This is a genomic window from Paenibacillus sp. 05T425 (assembly GCF_056396205.1).
This window is the reverse complement of record NZ_JBFTLA010000007.1, coordinates 226054-247872: the sequence shown is the minus strand read 5'-3', so window position 1 is coordinate 247872 and position 21819 is coordinate 226054. Positions and strand designations below refer to the sequence as shown.

The window sequence follows — 21819 nt, the reverse complement described above, 5'->3', positions numbered from 1 at the left end:
ATCTGTATGGATAGAACGTTTGTAATGGTTAAGCCCGATGGGTTTGCGAGAGGTCTTGTCGGACGTGTTGTTGCCAGATTCGAGGAAAAGGGTTTTAAGCTGGTTGACGCGAGGGTAATGCAAATAAGCAGGGAACTTGCCGAGCGGCATTACGAGCACCTGAAAGCGAAGCCTTTCTTCGACGAGCTAGTCGAATTCATCATCTCCGGACCTGTGTTCGCCATGATATGGGAAGGCAAGGATGCGATCAAAAACGCAAGATCGTTGATCGGCGCGACGAATCCGTCCGATGCCCTTTCAGGGACGATTCGCGGCGACTTTGCCATCGATGTGGCGAGCAACATTATTCATGGTTCGGATTCGGATGAGAACGCGGATCGGGAAATCAAGCTATTTTTCCAATAAGGATGAAGCAGTAGCAAGAGATATCCCGGAATATGCGCTTCAAAGATTCCAAAAAGATAGACTGCTAGTGTTGACGAGTGGCAGGGGGATATGGTAAATTTTAACCAAAGTTAATAAGAGCAACCGCGGAAGCACCGTATTTGACGCTAGAAATAGCGTTTTATACGGTGCTTTTTTGCGTTTGTTTTCTCATCTGAAGAGGAGGTGTGCAGCCATGAAACGATATCAGCTTGCTGTAGCGGCGAAGGAGGAGGAATACGTAAAACGGCTGGCGGAATATGTTCGCGAGAGCCCGATTAGCCAGCAATGGCAATTGATCGCCTTCACAAATGCGCTAGCGCTGAAGGAACATATCGAGAAAGGGTATTCGATGGACCTGCTTGCCGTACAGCCGGGATTGTATTCAGAACTGAAAGTCGGCATCGATGCTGCAAGACTGGAACGAATTGCGACCGTTGCACTCGTCTCGAAGCGCGGAGAGAGCGGGGGTCAGCAGAAGGAGTTGCTGCAATATCAGCCGTTGCCTGCACTGCTTCAAGGCTTGTTCGATATGCACGCGGGGGCAGGTACAGCTGGACATTCATCTCCTGTTGGCACTGTTGGCACTGGGCTCGCTTCGGAAGAGGGCGCGAAGGTCGTAACGGTGTATTCATCTTCCGGGGGCACAGGGAAGACCGCGCTTGCTCTTCATCTGACAAATGCTGCGGGATCGCAGCAGTACCGCGCGTTCTATCTGAACTTGGAGCGGTGGCATTCATTAGGGGCATGGCTCGGGCATGCGAATCACACAGGTACTCAGCTTGGCATGTCAGAGCTATTGTACAAGTTGAAATCCGAACCGGAGCAAGCGGGCAAATGGTTGCTTGAGCATCGCAAGCGCCATTCGTTGCTGAAGGGAGACTACCTTGCTTCATGCACGAACGCGGAGGATCGTATAACGCTTGGCGCGGAAGATGCGGCTGGATTGCTTGCTCTGATTAAGCAGTCAGGACAATATGATCTCATTATTGTCGATCTGGACGACGGTCTGGATGAGCTTCACATGAAGCTGCTGGAAAATTCCGATCAGATATTGTGGCTCGTAAGCGATGATGAGGGTGTCCTTGCGAAACAGCGGCTGGCCTACCGCTATGGGGAGCAGAAGTGGGGATCGCGGTTTCAACGCATGGCTCAGAAGGTCCAACTGATTCATAATCGCGCGAAGTCGAATGCGTTGCCGCCGACTGTTAATCGGGACGGCATACCGTATATGCCAATTTCATTGCCCGATGCGATGGAATGGAATAGCTATAGCGCGACATCAGCTAAGCTACTATCATCGCCATCATATAGAGCTGCAGCAGGAAGGCTGATGAATTATATGCTGAGAGGCGGAGAGCAGCATGCGGTTAACGGATGAAGTGGTGCTGTCGCTCCGCAACAGCGTTCGAGCCAAGATCGATTTCAACGGCACATTGTCTGATGAAAGTTTAATGCGAATTGCTGAAGATACGGTATTTGAGTGGTGCACGCAAAATCCGCTTACGGCAAATGAGAAAGTACTGCTTGTGCGCAGGTTGTTCCATTCCTTCCGAGGGCTGGATATTTTGCAGCCGTTAATGGAGGACGCTTCCGTGACGGAGATCATGATTAACTATCATGCGGAAATTTTTATCGAGCGTCATGGGAGGATGACATTGTATCCCGTAGCATTCGAGAGCAGGGAGCGGCTCGAGGATTTGATTCAAGCCGTAGTTGCAAGCGTGAACCGAGTCGTGAACGAATCTTCGCCAATCGTTGACGCTAGGCTCAAGGACGGCTCGCGGGTACATGTCGTGCTTCCTCCTGTCGCGCTCAAAGGACCATGCATGACGATCCGGAAGTTTCCTGAGCAGCCGTTAACGATGGACCAGCTGATCTGTTACGGCTCATTGTCAGCGAAAGCTGCAAGTTTTCTAGAAGAGCTTATTGCATCGCAATACAACATTTTCATAAGCGGCGGAACAGGTACTGGCAAGACGACCTTTCTTAATGCGTTGTCGCAATTCATACCGAGCGACGAGCGAATTGTAACGATTGAGGATTCGGCTGAGCTGCAGATTCGGACCTTGCCCAATCTCGTGTCGCTCGAAACGCGCAATGCGAATACGGAGGGCAAAGGAGAGGTAACGATTCGCGATCTGATTCGCGCTTCGCTCCGGATGAGGCCAAACCGCATTATCGTTGGCGAGGTGCGCGGCGGTGAAGCTTTGGATATGCTGCAAGCGCTAAATACAGGCCACAGCGGATCGATGTCAACCGGGCACTCGAATGGAGCGAAGGATATGATTGCGAGGCTGGAAACGATGGTATTAAGTGCAGCGGATATGCCTGTACAGGTCGTTAGGCAGCAAATATCGTCTGCGATCGATATTGTCGTTCATCTGTCGCGCTTCCGGGATCGAACGAGGAAGGTGACGGAAATATGCGAGATTCGAGGAATGGAGGGCGGCGAGGTGCAGCTGAATTCGCTGTTTCGTTTCCAAGAGGACGGGGAGAAAGAGGGCAAAGTCATCGGTGAGCTGCGTCCGACAGGAAATACTCTGCTGCATACGGACAAGCTCGTTATGGCGGGTCGGCAGCAGAGAAGCGGGGAGGCTGTATAGACATGAGAGAGCATCCGATACGCGGTTTGCTGTATTGGTGTGGATGGGAGAATCAAGTTCAAGCGCCGACTGCTAAAGCAGCTACTGCTAGGCAAACAACCCTCCCCGATTATCGGCATTATAAGCTGACCCATGGGCAATTTGTTATCGCTGCTCTTGCTGGGGCGCTAGCGCTGTTCGGCGCTGTTTATCTGTTTTACCACTCCGTCATCATTGCCGCTATGTTCTCCTTCGCAGGTGTTATAGCACCTAGATATTGGAGAGCAGGGCTCTTGCAGCAACGGAAAGATAGGTTGAAGCTGCAATTTAAGGAGGCGTTATTCTCGCTTGTCTCTTCGCTCGCTGCCGGACGCTCGATCGAAAATGCGTTTGTATCGACGCTGGACGACTTACGGCTGCTGTATCCCGATCCACGTACCGAGCTGCTGATTGAATTCCAAATTATTAGCAATCGGTTGGATCATGCCGAGCCGCTGGAACAAGCGCTCCGAAGCTTCGCGGAGCGGGCAGGAATTGACGAGATTACGCAATTCGCCGATGCGCTTGCTGCATGCAAGAGGTCGGGCGGAGATCTGATCGAGGTGATGAAGCGCACATCGGCGATTATCGGCGAGAAGCTGGAGACAGAACAGGAGATAGCTGTAATGGTCGCTCAGAAGCGGTTCGAAGGCAAGATTATGATGGCTGTGCCTTTCGTTTTTTTAGGATTTCTCAGCTTTGCCGCACCTGACTACATGGCTCCTTTGTACAGCGGGCTCGGTTACTTGCTCTTGACTGCGGCACTCGGATTGCTGCTCTTCTGCTTCTGGATTATGAACAAAATGATGGATATTCGAATGTAGGAGGATGGGGCTGAGGTTCGGGTGGATGTTCTAATTGCCGTTGTTTTAACTGGAGCATGGCTTTATATGGTAGGTACAACCGGACTGCGTTCTGTTTGGCTGGACCTCAAATCAAGCAACGCAGCTTCACGGAAGCATGGACCTAGCTTTCAAAGTCTTATCCTTACAGAACCATTCGTTCGAATGTTGGAGCGTCTTCGTCTGTTCGATACGATGCAGCTACAGATGGGCAGCTACCATATGAAGCTGGTCATTTTGAACGGCGCTGACTGGACGATCGAGCGAACGAAGACAGCCGCAGGAGGTGCTGTTTCCATCGGATATGCGGCATTAACGGCTTGTGCTTGGCTTAGCTCTTTATCCGGTGAGCGCGTACTAATGCTGATGGGTATCGTATTCGGCGTCGTACTGCCGCTTCGCCAATTCGTTGATGCGGGACGTAAGGTAGAGCGCCGCAAGCAGGAGATTATCGCCGAGCTGCCTGACATGTTAAGCAAGCTGATGCTGCTGGTAGGGGCAGGCGAGACCGTACAGCACGCTCTGGCAAGATGCCTGGACGGAAAGGAAGCAGGGAAGCATCCGCTGTATATCGAGTGGGGACATGCGGTAACTGCGCTTCGCAATGGACATTCCTTCAGTTCGGCGGTGGAGCGGTTCAACAGGAGATGCGCTGTGCAAGAGGTATCGGTATTCACAACGGTGCTGCTTCTTAACTATAGGCGCGGAGGAGAGCACTTCGTACTTGCCTTGCGAGAGTTGTCCTACACGCTTTGGGAGAAAAGAAAGGCGGTCGCAAGATCGCGTGGCGAGGAGGCATCCTCTAAGCTCGTATTTCCGCTGGTCGGAATTTTGTTCGTGTTAATGATTTTAGTCGCTGCTCCGGCTGTTCTATTAATGTCTTAACAACAAACGATGAATGAGAGGGAGATGTACGATGAGAAGAATGAAAAATACGTTCCGCAAGTTTTGGAATTCAGAGGAGGGTCTTGGAACGCTTGAAATTATATTGATCATTGCAGTCGTTATCATTATTGCTTTGCTGTTCAAAGATTGGATTATTGAGCTAATCGAGCGGTTGATGGGTAAAGCGGATGACCAAGCAGATCAAATCTTCTCTTAAGCGAAGCAAGGTTCGTTCCCTGTTAGCCAAGCCCGCGGCAAACATAGCTCGAAGCGAGAACGGCAGCTTCACGCTAGAATCGTCCATCGTGATGCCGATGCTGCTCGCAGCTATTATGTTGTTCATCGTATTCGGTATGTATATCTACCAGAAGGTTGTCATTTATTACGCCGCCTCCTCAACCGCAGAGAGAGCCGCCTTCGCTTGGGATAATAGCCATCGCGATACAAGTAGCGGCATGCTCCTGAAGCCTGAATACGACGGCTTGTATTGGAGAATCGGAGACAATCAAATGCTGCAAAGCTTGTTCGGTTTAGTTGAGGGAGGAGGCGGCGCCCTGGTGGAATTGTCAGACAGTCAAGGTGATGCCGGCGCTATACAGGCTAGCAGTTTGCCGGAGCGCAAGCTGATGCAAGCATCAGCTTGGCTGCGTAACGAAGAGCTTAATTACAAGGGGGAGCTTTCGTTCGCCCATGGAATATTGCAAAACGAAGTGTTAGTAAAGCTGAAGCAGCCGCTCAATTTATCATCCGATGTTCGGCAAGACGGCTGGTTAGGCAGAGAACCGAAGACCGTTGCTGCAGCTATTGTGGTCGATCCCGTCGAGTTCATTCGCAATGTCGATCTCGTGCGTTATTATACGACCCGGTTTCAGAATCGAAGCGGAGGTCCGGCGATATCGAAGACGAAAGCTGCTGAGGCGCTTGCTCCCTATCAAGATGCTGCCGTAGGAGCAGCTCCATGAAGTCCGTCTCAAGGGCAACAAGGAGGGGAAACGGGATGAGGAGGCTTCGATTAAGAAATTTGCTTTTTCGAGAGGATGGCGCAGTAACCGTATTTGCCGTTATCGTTCTTTCCTCACTGTTGTTATTTTTTGCTGTACTTATTGATTATGCGCGTATCGGGGCGATTCATAAGCTCGCAGAGGATACGGTAAGGTCTGGCGTAAGATCCGTCTTATCCGCCTACGATGCGGGACTCTATGAGCGTTATGGTTTGTTCGCTCGTGGAGGCACTAGCGGACAAACGATATTCGAGCAGGTAATATCAGTGAACATGGAGGAAGAGAACGGGGCTAGCAGCGGATTCAGCGTCGTTGACGGACAAGTAGAGTCCGCGGATCTTCAGACTGCTGACGTGCTTGGCAGCCATGATATATTCGCCAGGCAGGTGCTGGAGGATATGAAATATAAAGCACCGATCGACTTTACGCTGGAGCTTGTGGCGAAGTTCGCGCCAATGGCTGGAGAGATGAAGGAGGCTGCCGTCGCTGTTGACCTGCTGGAGAGCATGAGGCGATTGTACGAGAAACGTGAAGCGGCGCTTGCCCTTGTGTTGGCTATGCAAGAGCAAGCGGCTGCGGCGCTGGGCGGCAGTGGAATGGGCGGAATGATTCCCGTGAAAGCAAGTGGATCAGGCGGGAATGGAGATACAGCGGCTGCCATCGCAGGTGGGTTCGCAGCTTATGCAGCGAATGTGCAGCATGACGAATCGCTCCAAGAAGATGAGGAACCGCTGTATGCCGAGGCTATAGCCGCTTACGAGCAGCATGCGAGTTCACTCGCAGGCAGTCTTCGAAGGCAGAGCATAAGCGTGCAGCAACAGCATGCGAAATTAAAGGGAAAAGCGTTCCAGGAGCTTGAGGCGGCTAGGAAACTGAACGACGAGATGAAGCTGCTGGAACAGCAAGTGGATGCAGCGGCTAATCGGTCAGATTATGACGCGGTAGGCAGCCATGCGGAGAGAACCGGCGGAGAACGGCTTCCTGACAGTGCCGCCTCCGATATAGAGGAGATTAAGCAGTCGGCGAAGCAAATGATATTGCCCGACAACTGGTTCCAGCAATATAAGCTTGAGCTGGAGGGGCAGAATGCGGCAGCAGCCGCATTCGACATGGATGCTGGCAGGTTCCAATCGAATGTATCGGCAGCAATATCAAGGCCTGTTGCCAGCAGCTCTAGCCAAACTTTAATGTCGGCTGTTGCTGCAATGAGGTTGTCTTACGGGGAGTATGAGGAGAGCTACGTACAGCCGGCGACGATTATCGGAAAACGAAGAGCGTTGCTCCAAGACGCCGAGCTGAATAACCGATTGAAGGAGCAGGAATCGAAGGCGCAGTCGCTATGGCAGCAAGCTCGAAATATGCTTGACGGCTTCGGATCCGTTCCGCAGTTGGAGGAGCATATCAAGTTATACGAGGAGATCCAAGAGAAGCGGGACGATAATTTGAAGTTTAATCAGAAGCAGTCAGAGGCGGCGCAATCGACGGTAGACAATCAACCTGGCCAAGCGCATGAGGCTGCAGAGCAGTCCCAGCAATTCATGGGCGGATTGTTCACAGGCATGTCAGGCATGCTTGAGCGATCACGGGATACAATCTATTACGGCGAATATATCGTAGATCGCTACACGGTGTTTGCTCCGCAGAACTTACGCGCGATGCTTCTGAACGGCGATACGGCTGAGCTCTCGCAAGCTATTTCATTCCATAATCAGGAGGCTGAATATGTTATCTACGGTTTTCATAACCCAATAGGAAACTTAGCTGCCGCGTATGGGGAACTGTTCGCTGTGCGTATGGCGATTCGAACGATGGAGGGACTCATCCAAAGCCGGTCGCTAGGACATCCGCTTCTTATTTTATCCGCTGCGCTTATCTATGGTCTTGAAAAAACGATCGAGGATATGATTGCGTTCACGGAACGCGGCTCGGCTCCGCTATCCAAGTATGTGAAGACAGAAGTATCGTACATGGATTATTTGCGGCTGTTCATGCTTGTTCATAGTTCGGATCAAGCAGGAATGCTGTCCCGTATGATCGCCGTTATCGAGCAAAATACAGGCACTGTGCTGTCAGCCTCGCCTTCTGCGGTTACTGGTGAAGCGAAACTGTCGATGAAGCTGTGGTTTTTGCCTGGTGCCATGCACATGGTGGGGAAGTTCGGATTATTGGAAGGAAAGGTTGTTGGCAATCGTTATGAGACTATACAAACAATCGGCTCGTCGTATTGATAAGGGAAATACGAGATTTAATAGCGAGCAGGGTTCGATTGTTGTAGAAGCCTCCTTCGTCATGCCGCTTATTCTCATCTTATTGCTTGTTTTTATCGTCTTAATTCGGCTATGCGCTGTTCAAATGGCTTTGCATGCGACTGCTTCGCAAGCTGTTCGTCATATTGCTGCACATATTCATCCAATTGATCTGGCTCTTCAGCAGGCAGCTGCCGTGAATCCGCTTGAAGCTGCATCCCCGCTGCCGAAGAGCAGTTGGGGCGATATTGCGGCAGAGGCCGCCGAATGGCTTCCGAATCCGGCTGGCGAGTTGATTTCATCTGCGCTTCGAGGCGATTGGAAGCCGCTGCAGGATATGGCGGCGACGGAGCTCGGACGCTCCGTTGTAGAGCCAATATTGCACGAGGCTGCCGACCAGGCGATCCTTGAGCCAAATCGAATACGTCTAAGCCATCTAGCCTTACCTGATCTATCGAAGGAAACCGAGCCCCTATTAACGATGTCGGTTGAATATGAGTTTCCGCTGAAGCTGCCGTTCTACGGCAAGCCGATTCTACTCCGGGATCAAGCGTCCGAACGAGTATGGGTAAGCGATGCCGCCGCTGCTGCTTATGGTCATGAAGCAGAAGGAGAGGACATTATACCGCTGCAAATTGTGTCTATCGAGCCCTCGCCTGTGCGGCCAGGGAGGAAGGCAACGGTTGTCGTCAAGACTAACCCAGGCACTTCCGTTTCGCTGGACGTTATATACAAGAGCGGGCATAGCAAAGCGAAGCACTTGGGCGCAACGGCAGCCGATGAAAGCGGCTATGCGACGTGGACATGGCATGTATCGGGCAATACGACGCCAGGCAGCTGGATGCTGACAGCTACGGCTGCAGCTCAGCAGGAGCATAGCGTGTCGCAATATTTTGTTGTGGAGAAGGCAAATGGGGATTAGGAAGGAGAGGTTGTGACGTGGACGCAGTGACAATTATAGCGGCAGCGATCCTTCTTGCTGTGGCATTCATTACGGATATTAGCAAGCAGATCATACCGAATTGGTTAACGATCCTATTTTTTGGCTGCGGCATTCTGTTTCATCTGATTATAGGCGGCATTCAGGGTGGGGGAATGTCTGTTGCCGGCGCGGCAGCCGGTTTCGTCCCTCTTCTTCTTCTGCATTTGGCCAGAGGCATCGGAGCGGGCGATGTTAAGCTGTTCGGGGCACTGGGCGCATGGATAGGTGTAGGCCATGTATTGGAGGTGCTCATGTATTCGATTCTGTATGCGGGATTGATCGGCATCGCGTTTGCGGTCATATATCGTCCGTTCAGCAGCAAGTTAACGGTCGGAATGACGGCTTTGCTCGTACCGGGCGAGGAGCAGAAGAGGCGGCAATGGCTGAGATTTGCAGATTCGGGACAAAAGTTTCCTTTCATGCTCGCTGTCGCTCCTGCGGCGATAACCGTATGGATGATGGTAGGCTGAAACGGAATAGATCAATGAGTGGAAGGAGGAAGCGGGATATGCAAAAGTTTAGAATTGATTTCTCTATGAATCGCGGTCATGAAATGCTGATTGACACCGAAGACGGAATTATGCGGAGCAGTCTCGATGACATTGAGCTTCATATGCTGCGCGGTGAGAAAATTCCGTATCTATTGCCTGTCGACTGGTTCGAGCTGGATGGGAAGGTAACCTTCCGATACGTGCTGGATGGTCATAAAATGCTGCTTCATCGGCTTCAATTAGGACCGCTTACGATGCAGCAATATTATTCTCTGGTTCTAGGTTTAATCGATGCGCTGAGCGAATGCCGCCATTACATGCTTAGACCGGAGGGCTGTCTGCTGGACGAATCATTCATCTTTATTGGCGAGCAGCTGCATGATGTGCGCCTAGCTTACGTTCCAATTCAAGTATCCGATAATGAAGCATCAACAAGCAGCGATTTATTGTCGCTTATCGTACGATGGACCTCCTACGTGGATGTGCTGGACGGCGAAGGCTTAAAACGGTTACTACGCCAATTGAGCAGCACTAAGTGGCCGCTGGCAGAGCTGCGGACTACGGTGCTTGAGCTAATTGGCGGATCATCGGCAGTTGGCCTTCAACCACGTATTGCCCAAGCAATTGTGAGGCCTCCCCAGTATGCGGCACAGGAATATGCTTCAGGTGAAACCCGTTCACCGCAGGAGGTTGTACACCAAGAGAAGGTTCGGCTAATGCCGCCACAATTGTCGGATCGACCCCATATCAGGATGGATACAGAAGATGAGGAACTTTTCTCACAGCAACAGATAGCGAATGTGAATAGGTTCAAGTGGATAGCCGCTGCTATTATACTGCTCGCAGCAGCCTGTATATGGCGTTTTGTTTATCTAGCATCGCCTTCAAACCAAAGTATGCTTATAAGTGCTGCTATGATGCTTCTATTAGTGGCAGTCGTTATCGTTGTATGGAGAAGGAATGTCCGCATACTGAATCCGATTGAGAGTGAGGATTTGGATTTTAATTTGGATCAAGAGTCCTCATACGATCAAGCCGGCGCGGCTTCCGAATTCGAAGCCTTATCCCAACCGCAAACACAACATAACCGATTCAATCATTTACTCTCTGCAAGCACGGGCGATAGCCCGGTGAATCGCAGTGATACAGCCGAAGTAAATAATCACCTTTCTATGAAGCCGGGTGCCAACAAAACGGGGCTTCAAGAGAAAATCGCCGTACCCGTCATGGAACCGACGGTGCTCCTTGGAAAGTCTCTGAAGGAGACGAAAGTTGAACTTGCAGCAAAGCTGTATCGTCGTTGGCAAGGGGAGGATAATGTAATTGAATGGTCGGAGCCTGTGCTAAGGATAGGAAGAGCAGGGGATCAAGGAGGGTATGAGGAGCCGGCTAGCGGTATATCTCGTATGCACTTGGAATTCATGTATTCGGAAGGCGAGAGGATGGCTAAGGATCTTGGCTCAAGTAACGGCAGTACATTAAACGGTGAGCCTATGATTCCGTATAAAGCATATAAAATAACCGACGGCGATAGGATACAGCTTGCAGGTGCGAACGGGCCTATGTATGAATTTCGACTAGAATAGCGGTGTTTAGCAGCCTATTTACGGGCGAAAATAGCATTCAAACAGCTCTCAGCAGTCGGATATTGAAAGGTGAATCCGAGCTTCATTGATTTGCGGGGAATAGCACGCTGGCCTTCGAGCACAAGCAATGACATTTCACCGAGCACCGTCTTCAATAGGAAGGAAGGCACGGGAAACCAGTGCGGACGTCCCATCGCTTTGCCGATGGCGCGTCCGAATTCATCATTGCGAAGCGGTTCTGGAGCGGAAGCATTAACAGCACCACTGATGCTGTCATTGTCCAAGCAGAACAGCATCAGCCGTACGATGTCATCGATATGAATCCATGACAGCCATTGCTTGCCGCTGCCAATTCGGCCTCCTCCGTACAGCTTGTACGGAAGCGTCATAAGCGGGAAAGCCCCTTCCTTGCGGTCTAAGACAAGACCGACACGCAGCTTGACGAGCCGCTCAGCAGCAATGGAATCCGCTGCGAGTTCCCATTCCTTAACGACACCCGACAAGAAGTCGGTAACATGAATAGGGCTACTCTCGTCGAACTCGCCGTCCAGCGACATCCCATAGGCGCTAATGCCGGAGGCATTGATGACGACCTTAGGTTTATGCGCAAGCGAATCATAAAGAGCGGCGATGCGGACCGCTGCAGTGAGACGGGATTGCAGGATACGCTGCTTGGCTGCTGCCGTCCAACGTTGATTGATCGATTCGCCGGACAAGTTAACGATCGCATCGATGCCTTCCAGTAAGGAAGGCTGCTGCGCTATTTGATCCCAAGTTACATAACGAGAAGCTTGAGGCGAACCGTTAAAAGATTCATTACCACTGATAGTACGTGTAATAATGACGACTTCATCCGATCGAGCCAGCAGCGCCTTCGACAGCGCTTTGCCAATAAATCCAGTTCCTCCGGCGATCGCAACCCGCATCGTTACCGCTCCTTTAGTTATCTAATGCAATGCTGGACAGCCACAGTTGCTTGTTGTTGCTGTCGATTTCTTTCTCCGTATACTCGAATTTCACTTTCGCTTCTTCCGGCAAGGCGTCAATCGCAGCTTTTTGCTCTTCGGTTATTTGGAATACAGCTGCGCCCGACGCTGTTATAATTTCTATGGAATGGGTATCTACGATTCCTGTGAACGTGCCTGTATCTGACTTCGTCTCGGACACATTCGTTTCGCCCTCCGAAGTACTCTCATTACCGTTATTCGCTGCATTGTTATTGGAATTATCCGAGCCTTCTACATCAGGATCGATCATGCCGTTTCCATCCGGCAAATCTTCAACCTGTTGAGGCGGAGTGTTGGTAGCATCCGGGATTTCGCTTCCTGTTTTGGCCGAGTTGCCTCCTCCACATGCGGTTGCGGCAAGCATGACGGCTAACAATAGAGCGCTTGCGGCCACTGATTTCGTAAGTTTGTTGCGTTTCGATGAGTTCATCAAGTGAACCACCTCCTGAATTTTTTTATAAAGGTATGTACCCATTTAAACGAATGTTGAACGGCATTGGTTACATTAATTTTGTGAGAGGGTCATTCGGAACAAATAAAGAAAGCCGCGAAAGCGGCTTTTCCTCATTTATTGAGCAAATGTTTATAAGGGGCATAGTCGATGCCCTTGCGGTCAAGAAACGTAACAAGGCTGCGGTAATCACGTTTTGGCGTTGCGCGTATGTATCCTTCGATGCAGTGGTCGCGCGTAACGGAATTAGCGCCGTGCTCGATCGCCACTTGGCCGATCTTGGCTGCGATGGAATGTTTAGCTATATCGCGAAAGGCGCTGGGAACAGGGGATACGAGCTCGTCCAGCAGCGACTTGGAGTCGTCGTTCCACATGCTGCGGCTGCGCTCGACCCAATAGTTTTGCCAATCGAGCTTGGACTTGCCGTCCCGCATCGGAAGCACCTTCAGAAATTTTCGAAACATGAAAAATCCGCCAATCGACATAGCTCCCACCATGACAACAGCCCAAAAGACAATAAAATACATAAACCAATCGGGAGTACCCTTCATCGTCATCCTTCACCTCACAAACGAATTATACCGTATTCCTAGATTTATTTCGACATTCCTTGTAAAATAGGGAGGATCAACGAAAAAGGGGCGTTTAAAGGATGCTAAAAATAGGTTCCCATGTATCGTTTTCGGACAAGGGTCTGCTTAATGCGGCTCAAGAAGCAGTATCATACGGTTCAAGCACATTCATGATCTACACCGGAGCGCCGCAGAATACGAGGCGCAAGCCGATTGATGCGTTATATATTGAAGAAGGCAAAGCGGAGATGGAAGCGGCGGGTATTAATGAAATCGTCGTCCATGCTCCGTACATCATTAATTTGGGCTCCTACAAGGAAGATACGTTCGAGCTGGCAGTCAACTTCCTGCAGGAAGAAATCCGCCGTACCGATATGATCGGAGTACGCAATATTGTTCTTCATCCAGGTGCGTATACCGACAAGGACGCCGAATTCGGCATTGCCCGTATCGCGGACGGCCTCAATCAAGTGCTTGAAGGCACGAAAGAAACGAAAGTTAATATCGCGCTGGAGACGATGGCCGGCAAAGGTACGGAAATCGGCAGAAGCTTCGAGGAACTAGCAGCGATTATCGATAAAGTGCAATACAACGATCGTCTAACGGTGTGCATGGATACATGCCATATGCACGATGCAGGCTACGACCTTATCAACGATCTCGACGGCGTGCTGGAGAAGTTCGATCGCACTGTAGGTTTGAATCGCGTAGCTGTCGTCCACGTGAATGACAGCAAAAATCCGGTTGGCGCAGGCAAAGACCGTCATGCACCGATTGGCGCGGGCTGGCTCGGACATGATGCGATCAAGAGCATCGTGCATCATGAAGCGTTGCAAGGCCGTCCTTTCATTCTTGAGACGCCATGGATTGGCAAACAAGACAAGACAGAACGTCCGATGTATGAGGCCGAGATCGCGCTGCTTCGCGGCGATGCCCGCGCGCGCTTCGGCGAATCGTTCTTTGAAGACGTAGAGCGCCTGCATCATTTCTTCGGCAAACAGGAGATTGATCCAAGACTGTTCGTGCTTTCGACATGGGAACTGCTGAAGAACGATGCAAAGGCGAAGAAAGCCGATCCGCGCGAACCGATGGAGCGTCTGTACGATCTCGTGCTTGCGGACAACCCGCTTTCGTCGTCGTTATCGGAGGAACAAATCAATCAACGGATTACAGCTTGGTTCGGCGGCAAGCATCTGCTTGCTACGGTATAAGCGATTCTAAATATAAAGAGCAAAGGAAGTAACCCAAGATGTCATCACAAGTCAATCAATCTCAAAGTGCGGCATCAGCAGCCGACAAGAGCGGACGAGCACGTATGCTGATCTCTTGTCCGGACCGTCCGGGCATTGTGGCTGCCGTTTCGCATTTTCTATATGAACACGGAGCTAATATTGTTCAATCCGATCAATACACGATGGATCCAGAAGGCGGCATGTTCTTTATCCGCTTCGAATTCGTTCTGAATGATCTGGATCGCGAGCTGCCGATACTGGTCGAGGATTTCGCCAGAGTAGCCGATCGTTTCGATATGAAATGGCATACGTTCCGCGCCAGCCGTAAGAAACGGCTAGCTATCTTCGTGTCGAAGGAGGATCATTGCCTACTGGAGCTGCTATGGCAGTGGAAGGCAGGAGATCTGGACGCCGAGATATCGATGGTCATCAGCAATCACTTGGACATGCAAGAATTGGTCCAATCTTTCGGTATTCCGTACCATCATATTCCGGTAACGGCAGATACGAAGGCGGAAGCGGAGAAGAAGCAGCTGGAAGTCGTTGCCGATAAGGCGGACATCATCGTGCTTGCCCGCTATATGCAAATTATTTCGCCGAAGTTCATCGAACAATTCCCGAACCGTATTATTAATATTCACCACTCGTTCCTGCCTGCATTCGTCGGCGGCAAGCCGTACGCACAGGCTTATACGCGCGGCGTTAAGCTGATCGGCGCAACCGCTCATTATGTAACGGAAGAGCTGGACGGCGGACCGATCATCGAGCAGGACGTCGAGCGCGTAAGTCATCGCGATAACGTGAATGAGCTTAAGCGTATCGGCCGCACGATTGAGCGTGTCGTACTTGCCCGCGCCGTGAAGTGGCATATCGAAGACCGTGTCATTGTCCATCAGAACAAAACGGTTGTATTCAACTAGTCCGATCAATTTAGGATGGAAAACAGCCATTCAGAGTGATACAATGTTCAAAGTTGTTTATAGGCTTAAGAACGTATCGTTCATCGTAAGTTGTGAAACGATAACAAATTAGATTCAACTATTAGGAGGAAACAGGAATGACTGTTACACAAAAATCGATTGACCAACTGTCGATTGATACGATCCGTACGCTTGCGATCGACTCGATTGAGAAAGCGAAATCCGGTCACCCAGGCATGCCGATGGGCGCTGCGCCAATGGGGTATCAATTGTTTGCCAAAAATATGAACCACAACCCGTCCAATCCGACTTGGGTTAACCGCGATCGTTTTGTACTGTCCGCTGGACACGGCTCGATGCTGCTATACAGCCTGCTGCACCTATCCGGCTACGATCTTCCGCTTGAGGAACTGCAAAACTTCCGTCAATGGGGCTCGCTGACTCCAGGTCACCCAGAGTATGGCCACACAGCTGGCGTAGACGCTACGACAGGACCGCTTGGACAAGGTATCGCAATGGCTGTTGGTATGGCAATGGCTGAAGCTCAGCTTGCAGCTACTTACAATAAAGAAGGTCATAACGTAATTAACCACTTCACATACTCCATTTGCGGCGACGGCGACTTGATGGAAGGCATCTCCCATGAAGCAGCATCGTTCGCTGGCCACCTTGGTCTTGGCAAATTGGTTGTTCTCTATGATTCGAACGATATTTCCCTTGACGGCGAATTGAACCTGTCCTATTCGGAGAGCGTTCAGAAGCGCTTCGAAGGCTACGGCTGGCAAGTTCTTCGCGTTGAAGACGGCAACGATCTGGGCGCATTGTCCAAAGCGGTTGCAGAGGCGCAAGCCAATCTTTCCAAGCCGACTTTGATCGAAGTTAAAACGGTTATCGGCTACGGCAGCCCGAACAAAGGCGGCAAAGGCGGCCATGCAGGTCCTCACGGTTCCCCGCTCGGCGCTGACGAGACGAAGCTGACGAAGCAAGCTTACGGCTGGAACGACGAACACCAATTCCACGTGCCTGACGAAGTTCGCGCACACTTCGCAGAAGTGAAAGCCAACGGCGAGAAAGCTAACGCTGCTTGGGACGCTGCTTTCGCTGCATACAAACAAGCTTTCCCTGAGCTTGCTGCTCAATTCGAGACAGCGATCGCAGGCGAACTGCCTGAGGGCTGGGACGCTGCGCTTCCTGTCTACACGACTGAAGACAAGCCAGTATCGACTCGCGTCGCTTCCGGCAACGCGCTGAACGGTCTTGCGGCTAACGTGCCTAACTTGGTTGGCGGTTCGGCTGACCTTGAGAGCTCGACGATGACTCACTTGAAAGGCTTGACGCAATTCAAGCCAGGCAGCTACGACGGCCGCAACATCTACTTCGGCGTTCGTGAATTCGGTATGGCTGCAGCCATGAACGGTATTGCGCTTCATAGCGGTCTGAAAGTATTCGGAGGTACGTTCTTCGTATTCACCGACTACCTGCGTCCGGCTATCCGCCTTGCGGCTATCATGAAGCTTCCTGTCGTATACGTGCTTACGCATGACAGTATCGCTGTCGGCGAAGACGGCCCTACGCATGAGCCGATCGAGCAACTTGCTTCGATCCGTATCATCCCTGACCTTACGGTTATCCGTCCGGCTGACGCGAACGAAACTTCCGCAGCTTGGGCTTATGCAACGGAAAACACGGATGGCCCTGTGGCACTCGTACTGACTCGTCAAAACTTGCCTATCCTCGAAGGAACGGTTAACAACGTTCGCGAGAACGTAAGCCGCGGCGCTTATGTCGTATCCGATGCTGCTAACGGCAAGCCGCAAGCTCAAATCCTTGCGACAGGTTCCGAGGTTCAACTGGCAGTAGCTGCTCAGAAGGCGCTTGCCGAGGAAGGCATTCAAGTTCGTGTTATCAGCATGCCGAGCTGGAATCTGTTCGAGAAGCAATCCAAAGAGTACAAAAACTCGGTATTGCTTCCTGACGTTAAAGCGCGTCTTGCCATCGAAATGGCTCATCCGTTCGGTTGGGAGCGTTACACAGGCGATCAAGGCGACATCCTTGCGATCGATCGTTTCGGCGCATCGGCTCCTGGCGACCGCGTAATCAAAGAGTACGGCTTCACAGTCGAGAACGTCGTTAGCAAAGTAAAAGCTTTGCTGTAATAGCGGCTTCCGCGCTTTAGCATTCGATAGATAAAGGAGCTTACAAATACGATGTCCCAATTCGAAAATGTAACAGTCGTCAAAAAAGCGAACGTTTATTTTGACGGCAAAGTAACAAGCCGCGTAGTCGTGTTCCCTGACGGAACGAAAAAAACGCTTGGCATTATGCTGCCAGGCGATTACGAGTTCGGAACGGACTGCGTTGAGATTATGGAAATCCTTGCCGGCGATCTGAAAGTGCTGCTTCCGGGCGAAACGGAATGGCTTCACATTCAAGGCGAAGGCGAATTAACCGTACCTGCGAACACGAAGTTCAAGCTTCAAGTTGCAACGGTATCCGACTACTGCTGCTCGTACATCTACGAGTAAGTCAAAGTCATACAAGAAAGAGGGCTGTACGCTTAAGCGTACGGCCCTCTTTCTCGTTTACTAACCTGTATTGTCGCAAAATTCGATTTTTCGTTACAAAGAACGCCGCAATCGAATTGTTTCCGCCCTTCTAATCGGATAAAGTTAATGGAAACAGCATACTGGCTAGGAGGCTTACTTTACATGAAACAAAAAAACTATACACCGCTTATCGCGATCTTATCAGTTGTGCTTGTCGCTATCATCGCCGTGCTGTTCTTCTTGCCGGCTTACGACGGAGAAGTGCATTTCGACGTGACGATATTGCCGCTGCTGAACGCGATCTTCAATTGCTTCACCTTCATAGCGCTTGTCGTTGCCTTGACAGCTATTCTTAAGAAAAACGTTCGGATGCACAAAGCGTTCATCTTCGCCGCGTTCGGCTCGACGACGCTGTTCTTGGTCTCTTACGTGACGTACCATTACTTGACGGAATCGACCAAATACGGGGGCGAAGGCATTCTTCGCTCGATCTACTTCTTCGTCCTGCTGACGCATATCGTGCTCGCAATCGTAGTCGTGCCGCTTGCTCTCATGTCAGTCGTAAGAGGGCTGTCGATGCAGGTAGAGAAACATCGCAAAATCGCAAGATGGACGATGCCGATCTGGCTGTACGTAAGCTTCACCGGGGTTGTCGTATACCTGATGATCTCGCCATATTACGCTTAACGCACCAAAAAGGGGCTGCTATTGGTCGATAATACGACCGATGGCAGCCCCTTCTATCTATCAATTTAGTTTAGTCGCGGCCGTTCAGCTTGCGTCCGATCCACTGCTCGTAGGCTTTGCCCACGCTAGCCATGTCGAGTGCGCCAAGACCCATGGTGTCGCCGACTTGGAATAAGCTCTTCGCTGCTTCCAGCATCGGCGTAGGTACTTTAAGGCTGTCCGACAATACCGACGACAACCGCAGATCCTTCAGCATAAGCTCCAGCGAAAATTGTACATCGTAGTTGTCCTCAAGAATTTTTGGACCTTTCAACTCCGCTGTACGGCTCGCCGCGCCGCCCGACTGCACGAGCTCGATGAACGCTGCTCCGTCAATGCCGCCTTTGGAAGCAATAGCCATACCTTCGACAAGCGCGACTGCATTGATGCCGACGATGGTATTATGAGCCAGCTTAGCGGTTGCGCCGCTGCCGCTTGCCCCCATCGGGATGACTTTGCGTCCCATAGCGAGCAGGATGTCTTCTACGCCCGCTAAAGTCTCTTCCGCTCCGCCAACCATAAATACGAGCGTGCCGCCTTCGGCTGCCGGTTTGCTGCCCGTTACCGGAGCATCCAGGAAGCTCGCTCCAAGGCCTTCGGCAGTTGCCGCAAGCTCCAATGCCAGCGTTGGCGAAATGGTGCTGCTGTCAATCAGCGTCATACCGCTGCGTACGGCTGCGAATATGCCGCTCTCGCCCCAGTATACTTGCCGAATCGCATCGTCGTTGCTGATCATCGTAATAACGATATCCGAAGCAGCCGTTACTTCGTAAGGAGAGCTAAGCTCGGTTGCGCCAAGCAGGGTAAGTTCTCCTGCTTTGCCTGGCGTACGGTTATATACGCTCACTTGATGGCCTTTGCGCAGCAAATTGGCTGCCATACCGATACCCATTACGCCTAACCCAATAAATCCGATTTTTTTCATGATGATTTCCTCCGCTCCAAAATAGACTTTTCTGATCAATTATACATCTACTTCGAAAAGTTTTCATGGTTTGCAAGCTTGTTTTTATATGGTAAATCCGATATTCTAGAGGCTAAGTTGAATTAATGTTATCATAAACACGGTTTGTGTACATGCTTGACCAAAACCTAGGAGGTCTCAATTTCCATGAGCAAAACAGTAAAGTTTGACTACAGCAAAGCGCTGACTTTCGTCGGTCAGAACGAGCTTGATAACCTGGCGGGCGCGGTACGCCTCGCACATGACCAATTACATAACGGTACGGGAGCAGGCTCGGATTATTTGGGCTGGATCGATCTTCCGACCAATTATAATAAAGAAGAGTTCGCTCGCATTAAGCAAGCGGCAGACAAAATCAAATCCGACTCCGAAGTGCTAATCGTTATCGGCATCGGCGGTTCTTACCTTGGCGCGCGCGCGGCGATCGAGATGTTGTCGCATTCGTTCTATAATATTTTGCCGAAGGAAGAGCGCAAGACGCCCCAAATCCTGTTCGCAGGCAACAACATCAGCTCCAACTACGTGACGCACCTGCTGCAGCTTGTTGAAGGCCGCGACTGGTCGATCAACGTCATCTCCAAGTCCGGAACGACGACGGAGCCTGCTATCGCATTCCGCGTATTCCGCGCTGCGCTTGAGAAGAAGTACGGCAAGGAAGCAGCTCGCAAACGTATTTACGCGACGACTGACACATCCAAGGGCGCTCTGAAGAAGCTGTCCAATGAAGAGGGCTATGAATCGTTCGTCATTCCTGACGACGTAGGCGGCCGCTACTCCGTTCTGACAGCAGTTGGTTTGCTGCCGATCGCTGCAGCCGGCATCGACATCGACGCCATGATGCAAGGCGCTGCCGACGCATCCAAAGAATATGCCAATCCGAACCTCGCAGAGAACGAGGCTTACCAATATGCCGCAGCTCGCAACGCGCTCTACCGCAAAGGCAAAGCGACGGAAATTCTCGTTAACTACGAGCCGGCGCTTCACTTCGTATCGGAATGGTGGAAGCAGCTGTTCGGCGAGAGCGAAGGCAAAGACTACAAAGGTATCTTCCCGGCTGCCGTTGATTTCTCGACGGATCTGCATTCGATGGGTCAATTCATTCAAGAAGGCAACCGCAATATTTTCGAGACGGTGATCCAGGTGAATGAAGTTGCCGAACAAATTACGATCGAGCATGATTCCGAAGATCTTGACGGTCTTAACTTCTTGACAGGCAAGACGATGGACTTCGTTAACAAGAAAGCATTCGAAGGAACGCTGCTTGCTCATACGGACGGCCAGGTGCCTAACCTGATCGTGAACATTGCGGACATGACGCCTTATTCGTTCGGATACCTCGTATACTTCTTCGAGAAAGCGTGCGGCATCAGCGGCTACTTGCTCGGCGTGAATCCGTTCGACCAACCGGGCGTTGAAGCATACAAGAAAAATATGTTCGCGCTGCTCGGCAAGCCGGGCTTCGAGAAAGAAAAAGCGGAGCTTGAAGCGCGCCTGTAATCGGCTGCAGCGAGGAGTTTAGCCTATGCTGAACAACTATCGGACGGTCAGACGGGAAGCAAGCGCGGAGATCGTTATTAAGAAATCCCGTTTCATCGGCCATGCGAAGCCGGTGGAGACGGAGGAGGACGCGATCGCCTTCATTGATGAGATCAAGCGGCTGCATCGGCAAGCCACTCATAACTGCTCAGCCTATATGGTCGGCGAGCGCGATCAGCATCAGAAGGCGTCCGACGACGGCGAGCCTAGCGGAACGGCAGGCAAGCCAATCCTCGAAGTCATTAAGAACAAAGGTCTCAAAAATGTAGCTGTGGTCGTCACTCGTTACTTTGGAGGCATTATGCTCGGCGCGGGCGGACTGGTCCGCGCTTATACGGATGGCGCGGTAGCGGGTATCGAGGCTGCCGAGGAAATCGTATATGTGCTGCACCGGGAAGTTTTCGTCGATGTCGATTATACCTGGTACGGCAAGCTCGAGAACGAGCTTCACGGCCGAGGGACCGAGTCGGAGGAACGGACTTTACCGATCGAGTCATTGTCCGCTGCCTGCCGGAGGATCATGAAGCTGAAGCGTTCATTGCTTGGATGACCGATCTGACGCAAGGTCAGGCCGCAATCAGCGAAGGTGAAAGCTTGTACTTCATTGAAGGCGAATAACATAGGGAAGGGGCATTGGCGGCAGCTTGTCGCCTCTGCTCCTTTTATTACATCTGTAGCTATAAATTTTTGAAATGAATTTGATCAGAAAATGTTAATAAACCATTGACTGCGACCTTCATAGGATGCTACATTATTAATACCTAGTAACTTAATAGGAATTATGT

21 protein-coding genes and 1 pseudogene are annotated in these 21819 nt (G+C 51.1%); 18 read left to right on the top strand and 4 right to left on the bottom strand.

The genetic code is table 11. The annotated features are described in order from the left end of the window. The first annotated feature begins 6 nt into the window (after positions 1-6). The 11 genes from ndk to AC1DF0_RS18305 all read left to right on the top strand — a co-directional run bounded on the left by ndk (position 7) and on the right by AC1DF0_RS18305 (position 11080). Complete coding sequence (gene ndk, locus AC1DF0_RS18355) at positions 7-405, top strand: nucleoside-diphosphate kinase (RefSeq protein WP_442048058.1); 399 nt, start codon at positions 7-9, stop codon at positions 403-405. Between the two features lie 214 nt (positions 406-619). Further along, entirely contained in the window at positions 620-1804 is a 1185-nt protein-coding gene (locus AC1DF0_RS18350; RefSeq protein WP_477574898.1) for a P-loop NTPase family protein, read from the top strand. Beyond that, positions 1788-3029, top strand: coding sequence for a CpaF family protein (locus AC1DF0_RS18345; protein WP_477574897.1), 1242 nt, complete (start codon positions 1788-1790; stop codon positions 3027-3029). Before AC1DF0_RS18350 ends, AC1DF0_RS18345 begins: the two co-directional genes overlap by 17 nt. 2 nt (positions 3030-3031) lie before the next feature. Beyond that, positions 3032-3871 carry a type II secretion system F family protein gene (locus AC1DF0_RS18340; RefSeq protein WP_477574896.1) on the top strand — a complete coding sequence of 280 codons (840 nt, stop codon included), beginning with the start codon at positions 3032-3034 and terminating at the stop codon, positions 3869-3871. Between the two features lie 66 nt (positions 3872-3937). After that, entirely contained in the window at positions 3938-4774 is an 837-nt protein-coding gene (locus AC1DF0_RS18335) for a type II secretion system F family protein (RefSeq protein WP_477574895.1), read from the top strand. A gap of 31 nt (positions 4775-4805) precedes the next feature. Then, positions 4806-4991, top strand: coding sequence for a Flp1 family type IVb pilin (locus AC1DF0_RS18330; RefSeq protein WP_442048053.1), 186 nt, complete (start codon positions 4806-4808; stop codon positions 4989-4991). Further along, entirely contained in the window at positions 4963-5736 is a 774-nt protein-coding gene (locus AC1DF0_RS18325) for a TadE/TadG family type IV pilus assembly protein (RefSeq protein ID WP_442048052.1), read from the top strand. The genes AC1DF0_RS18330 and AC1DF0_RS18325 overlap by 29 nt, the downstream gene beginning before the upstream one ends. A 35-nt stretch (positions 5737-5771) precedes the next feature. Then, complete coding sequence (locus AC1DF0_RS18320) at positions 5772-8003, top strand: TadE/TadG family type IV pilus assembly protein (protein WP_442048051.1); 2232 nt, start codon at positions 5772-5774, stop codon at positions 8001-8003. Further along, positions 7969-8943: a hypothetical protein gene (locus AC1DF0_RS18315; protein WP_442048050.1), complete on the top strand. Its 975-nt coding sequence runs from the start codon at positions 7969-7971 to the stop codon at positions 8941-8943. The genes AC1DF0_RS18320 and AC1DF0_RS18315 overlap by 35 nt, the downstream gene beginning before the upstream one ends. A 17-nt stretch (positions 8944-8960) precedes the next feature. Beyond that, entirely contained in the window at positions 8961-9473 is a 513-nt protein-coding gene (locus tag AC1DF0_RS18310) for an A24 family peptidase (protein WP_442048049.1), read from the top strand. 38 nt (positions 9474-9511) lie between these two features. Continuing rightward, positions 9512-11080, top strand: coding sequence for a DUF6382 domain-containing protein (locus AC1DF0_RS18305; RefSeq protein ID WP_442048048.1), 1569 nt, complete (start codon positions 9512-9514; stop codon positions 11078-11080). Positions 11081-11094: 14 nt separating this feature from the next. Here AC1DF0_RS18305 and AC1DF0_RS18300 read toward each other — a convergent pair whose 3' ends face one another. From AC1DF0_RS18300 to AC1DF0_RS18290, 3 genes are all read right to left on the bottom strand, one after another. Continuing rightward, positions 11095-12006, bottom strand: coding sequence for a TIGR01777 family oxidoreductase (locus tag AC1DF0_RS18300; RefSeq protein ID WP_477574894.1), 912 nt, complete (start codon positions 12004-12006; stop codon positions 11095-11097). 13 nt (positions 12007-12019) lie between these two features. Then, positions 12020-12517, bottom strand: coding sequence for a hypothetical protein (locus tag AC1DF0_RS18295; RefSeq protein WP_477574893.1), 498 nt, complete (start codon positions 12515-12517; stop codon positions 12020-12022). Positions 12518-12651: 134 nt separating this feature from the next. Continuing rightward, positions 12652-13089: a DUF2621 domain-containing protein gene (locus AC1DF0_RS18290; RefSeq protein ID WP_337102819.1), complete on the bottom strand. Its 438-nt coding sequence runs from the start codon at positions 13087-13089 to the stop codon at positions 12652-12654. Positions 13090-13190: 101 nt separating this feature from the next. On the opposite strand from AC1DF0_RS18290, the gene AC1DF0_RS18285 reads away from it, so the two are divergent. The 5 genes from AC1DF0_RS18285 (at position 13191) to AC1DF0_RS18265 (ending at position 18495) form a co-directional block, all read left to right on the top strand. Then, positions 13191-14321 (top strand): deoxyribonuclease IV, encoded by a 1131-nt coding sequence (locus tag AC1DF0_RS18285; protein WP_442048045.1) that lies wholly within the window; start codon positions 13191-13193, stop codon positions 14319-14321. A gap of 38 nt (positions 14322-14359) precedes the next feature. After that, a complete protein-coding gene (gene purU / locus AC1DF0_RS18280; RefSeq protein ID WP_442048044.1) occupies positions 14360-15262 on the top strand; it encodes a formyltetrahydrofolate deformylase in 903 nt (300 codons plus the stop codon). Positions 15263-15399: 137 nt separating this feature from the next. Further along, positions 15400-17418, top strand: coding sequence for a transketolase (gene tkt / locus AC1DF0_RS18275; RefSeq protein ID WP_477574892.1), 2019 nt, complete (start codon positions 15400-15402; stop codon positions 17416-17418). A 51-nt stretch (positions 17419-17469) separates the two neighbouring features. Next, a complete protein-coding gene (ppnP, locus tag AC1DF0_RS18270; protein ID WP_477574891.1) occupies positions 17470-17787 on the top strand; it encodes a pyrimidine/purine nucleoside phosphorylase in 318 nt (105 codons plus the stop codon). Positions 17788-17970: 183 nt separating this feature from the next. Then, positions 17971-18495, top strand: a complete 525-nt coding sequence (locus AC1DF0_RS18265) for a DUF420 domain-containing protein (protein ID WP_337102824.1) — start codon at positions 17971-17973, stop codon at positions 18493-18495. Between the two features lie 70 nt (positions 18496-18565). On the opposite strand, the gene AC1DF0_RS18260 is transcribed toward AC1DF0_RS18265, so the two are convergent. Further along, a complete protein-coding gene (locus AC1DF0_RS18260; RefSeq protein WP_477574890.1) occupies positions 18566-19459 on the bottom strand; it encodes an NAD(P)-dependent oxidoreductase in 894 nt (297 codons plus the stop codon). A 186-nt stretch (positions 19460-19645) separates the two neighbouring features. Between AC1DF0_RS18260 and AC1DF0_RS18255 the strand changes: the two genes are divergently transcribed. Together AC1DF0_RS18255 and AC1DF0_RS18250 are read left to right on the top strand one after the other, a co-directional pair. Continuing rightward, a complete protein-coding gene (locus AC1DF0_RS18255) occupies positions 19646-20995 on the top strand; it encodes a glucose-6-phosphate isomerase (protein WP_337102826.1) in 1350 nt (449 codons plus the stop codon). Positions 20996-21020: 25 nt separating this feature from the next. Next, a pseudogene (locus AC1DF0_RS18250) lies at positions 21021-21652 on the top strand (YigZ family protein). Positions 21653-21819: the final 167 nt, after the last annotated feature.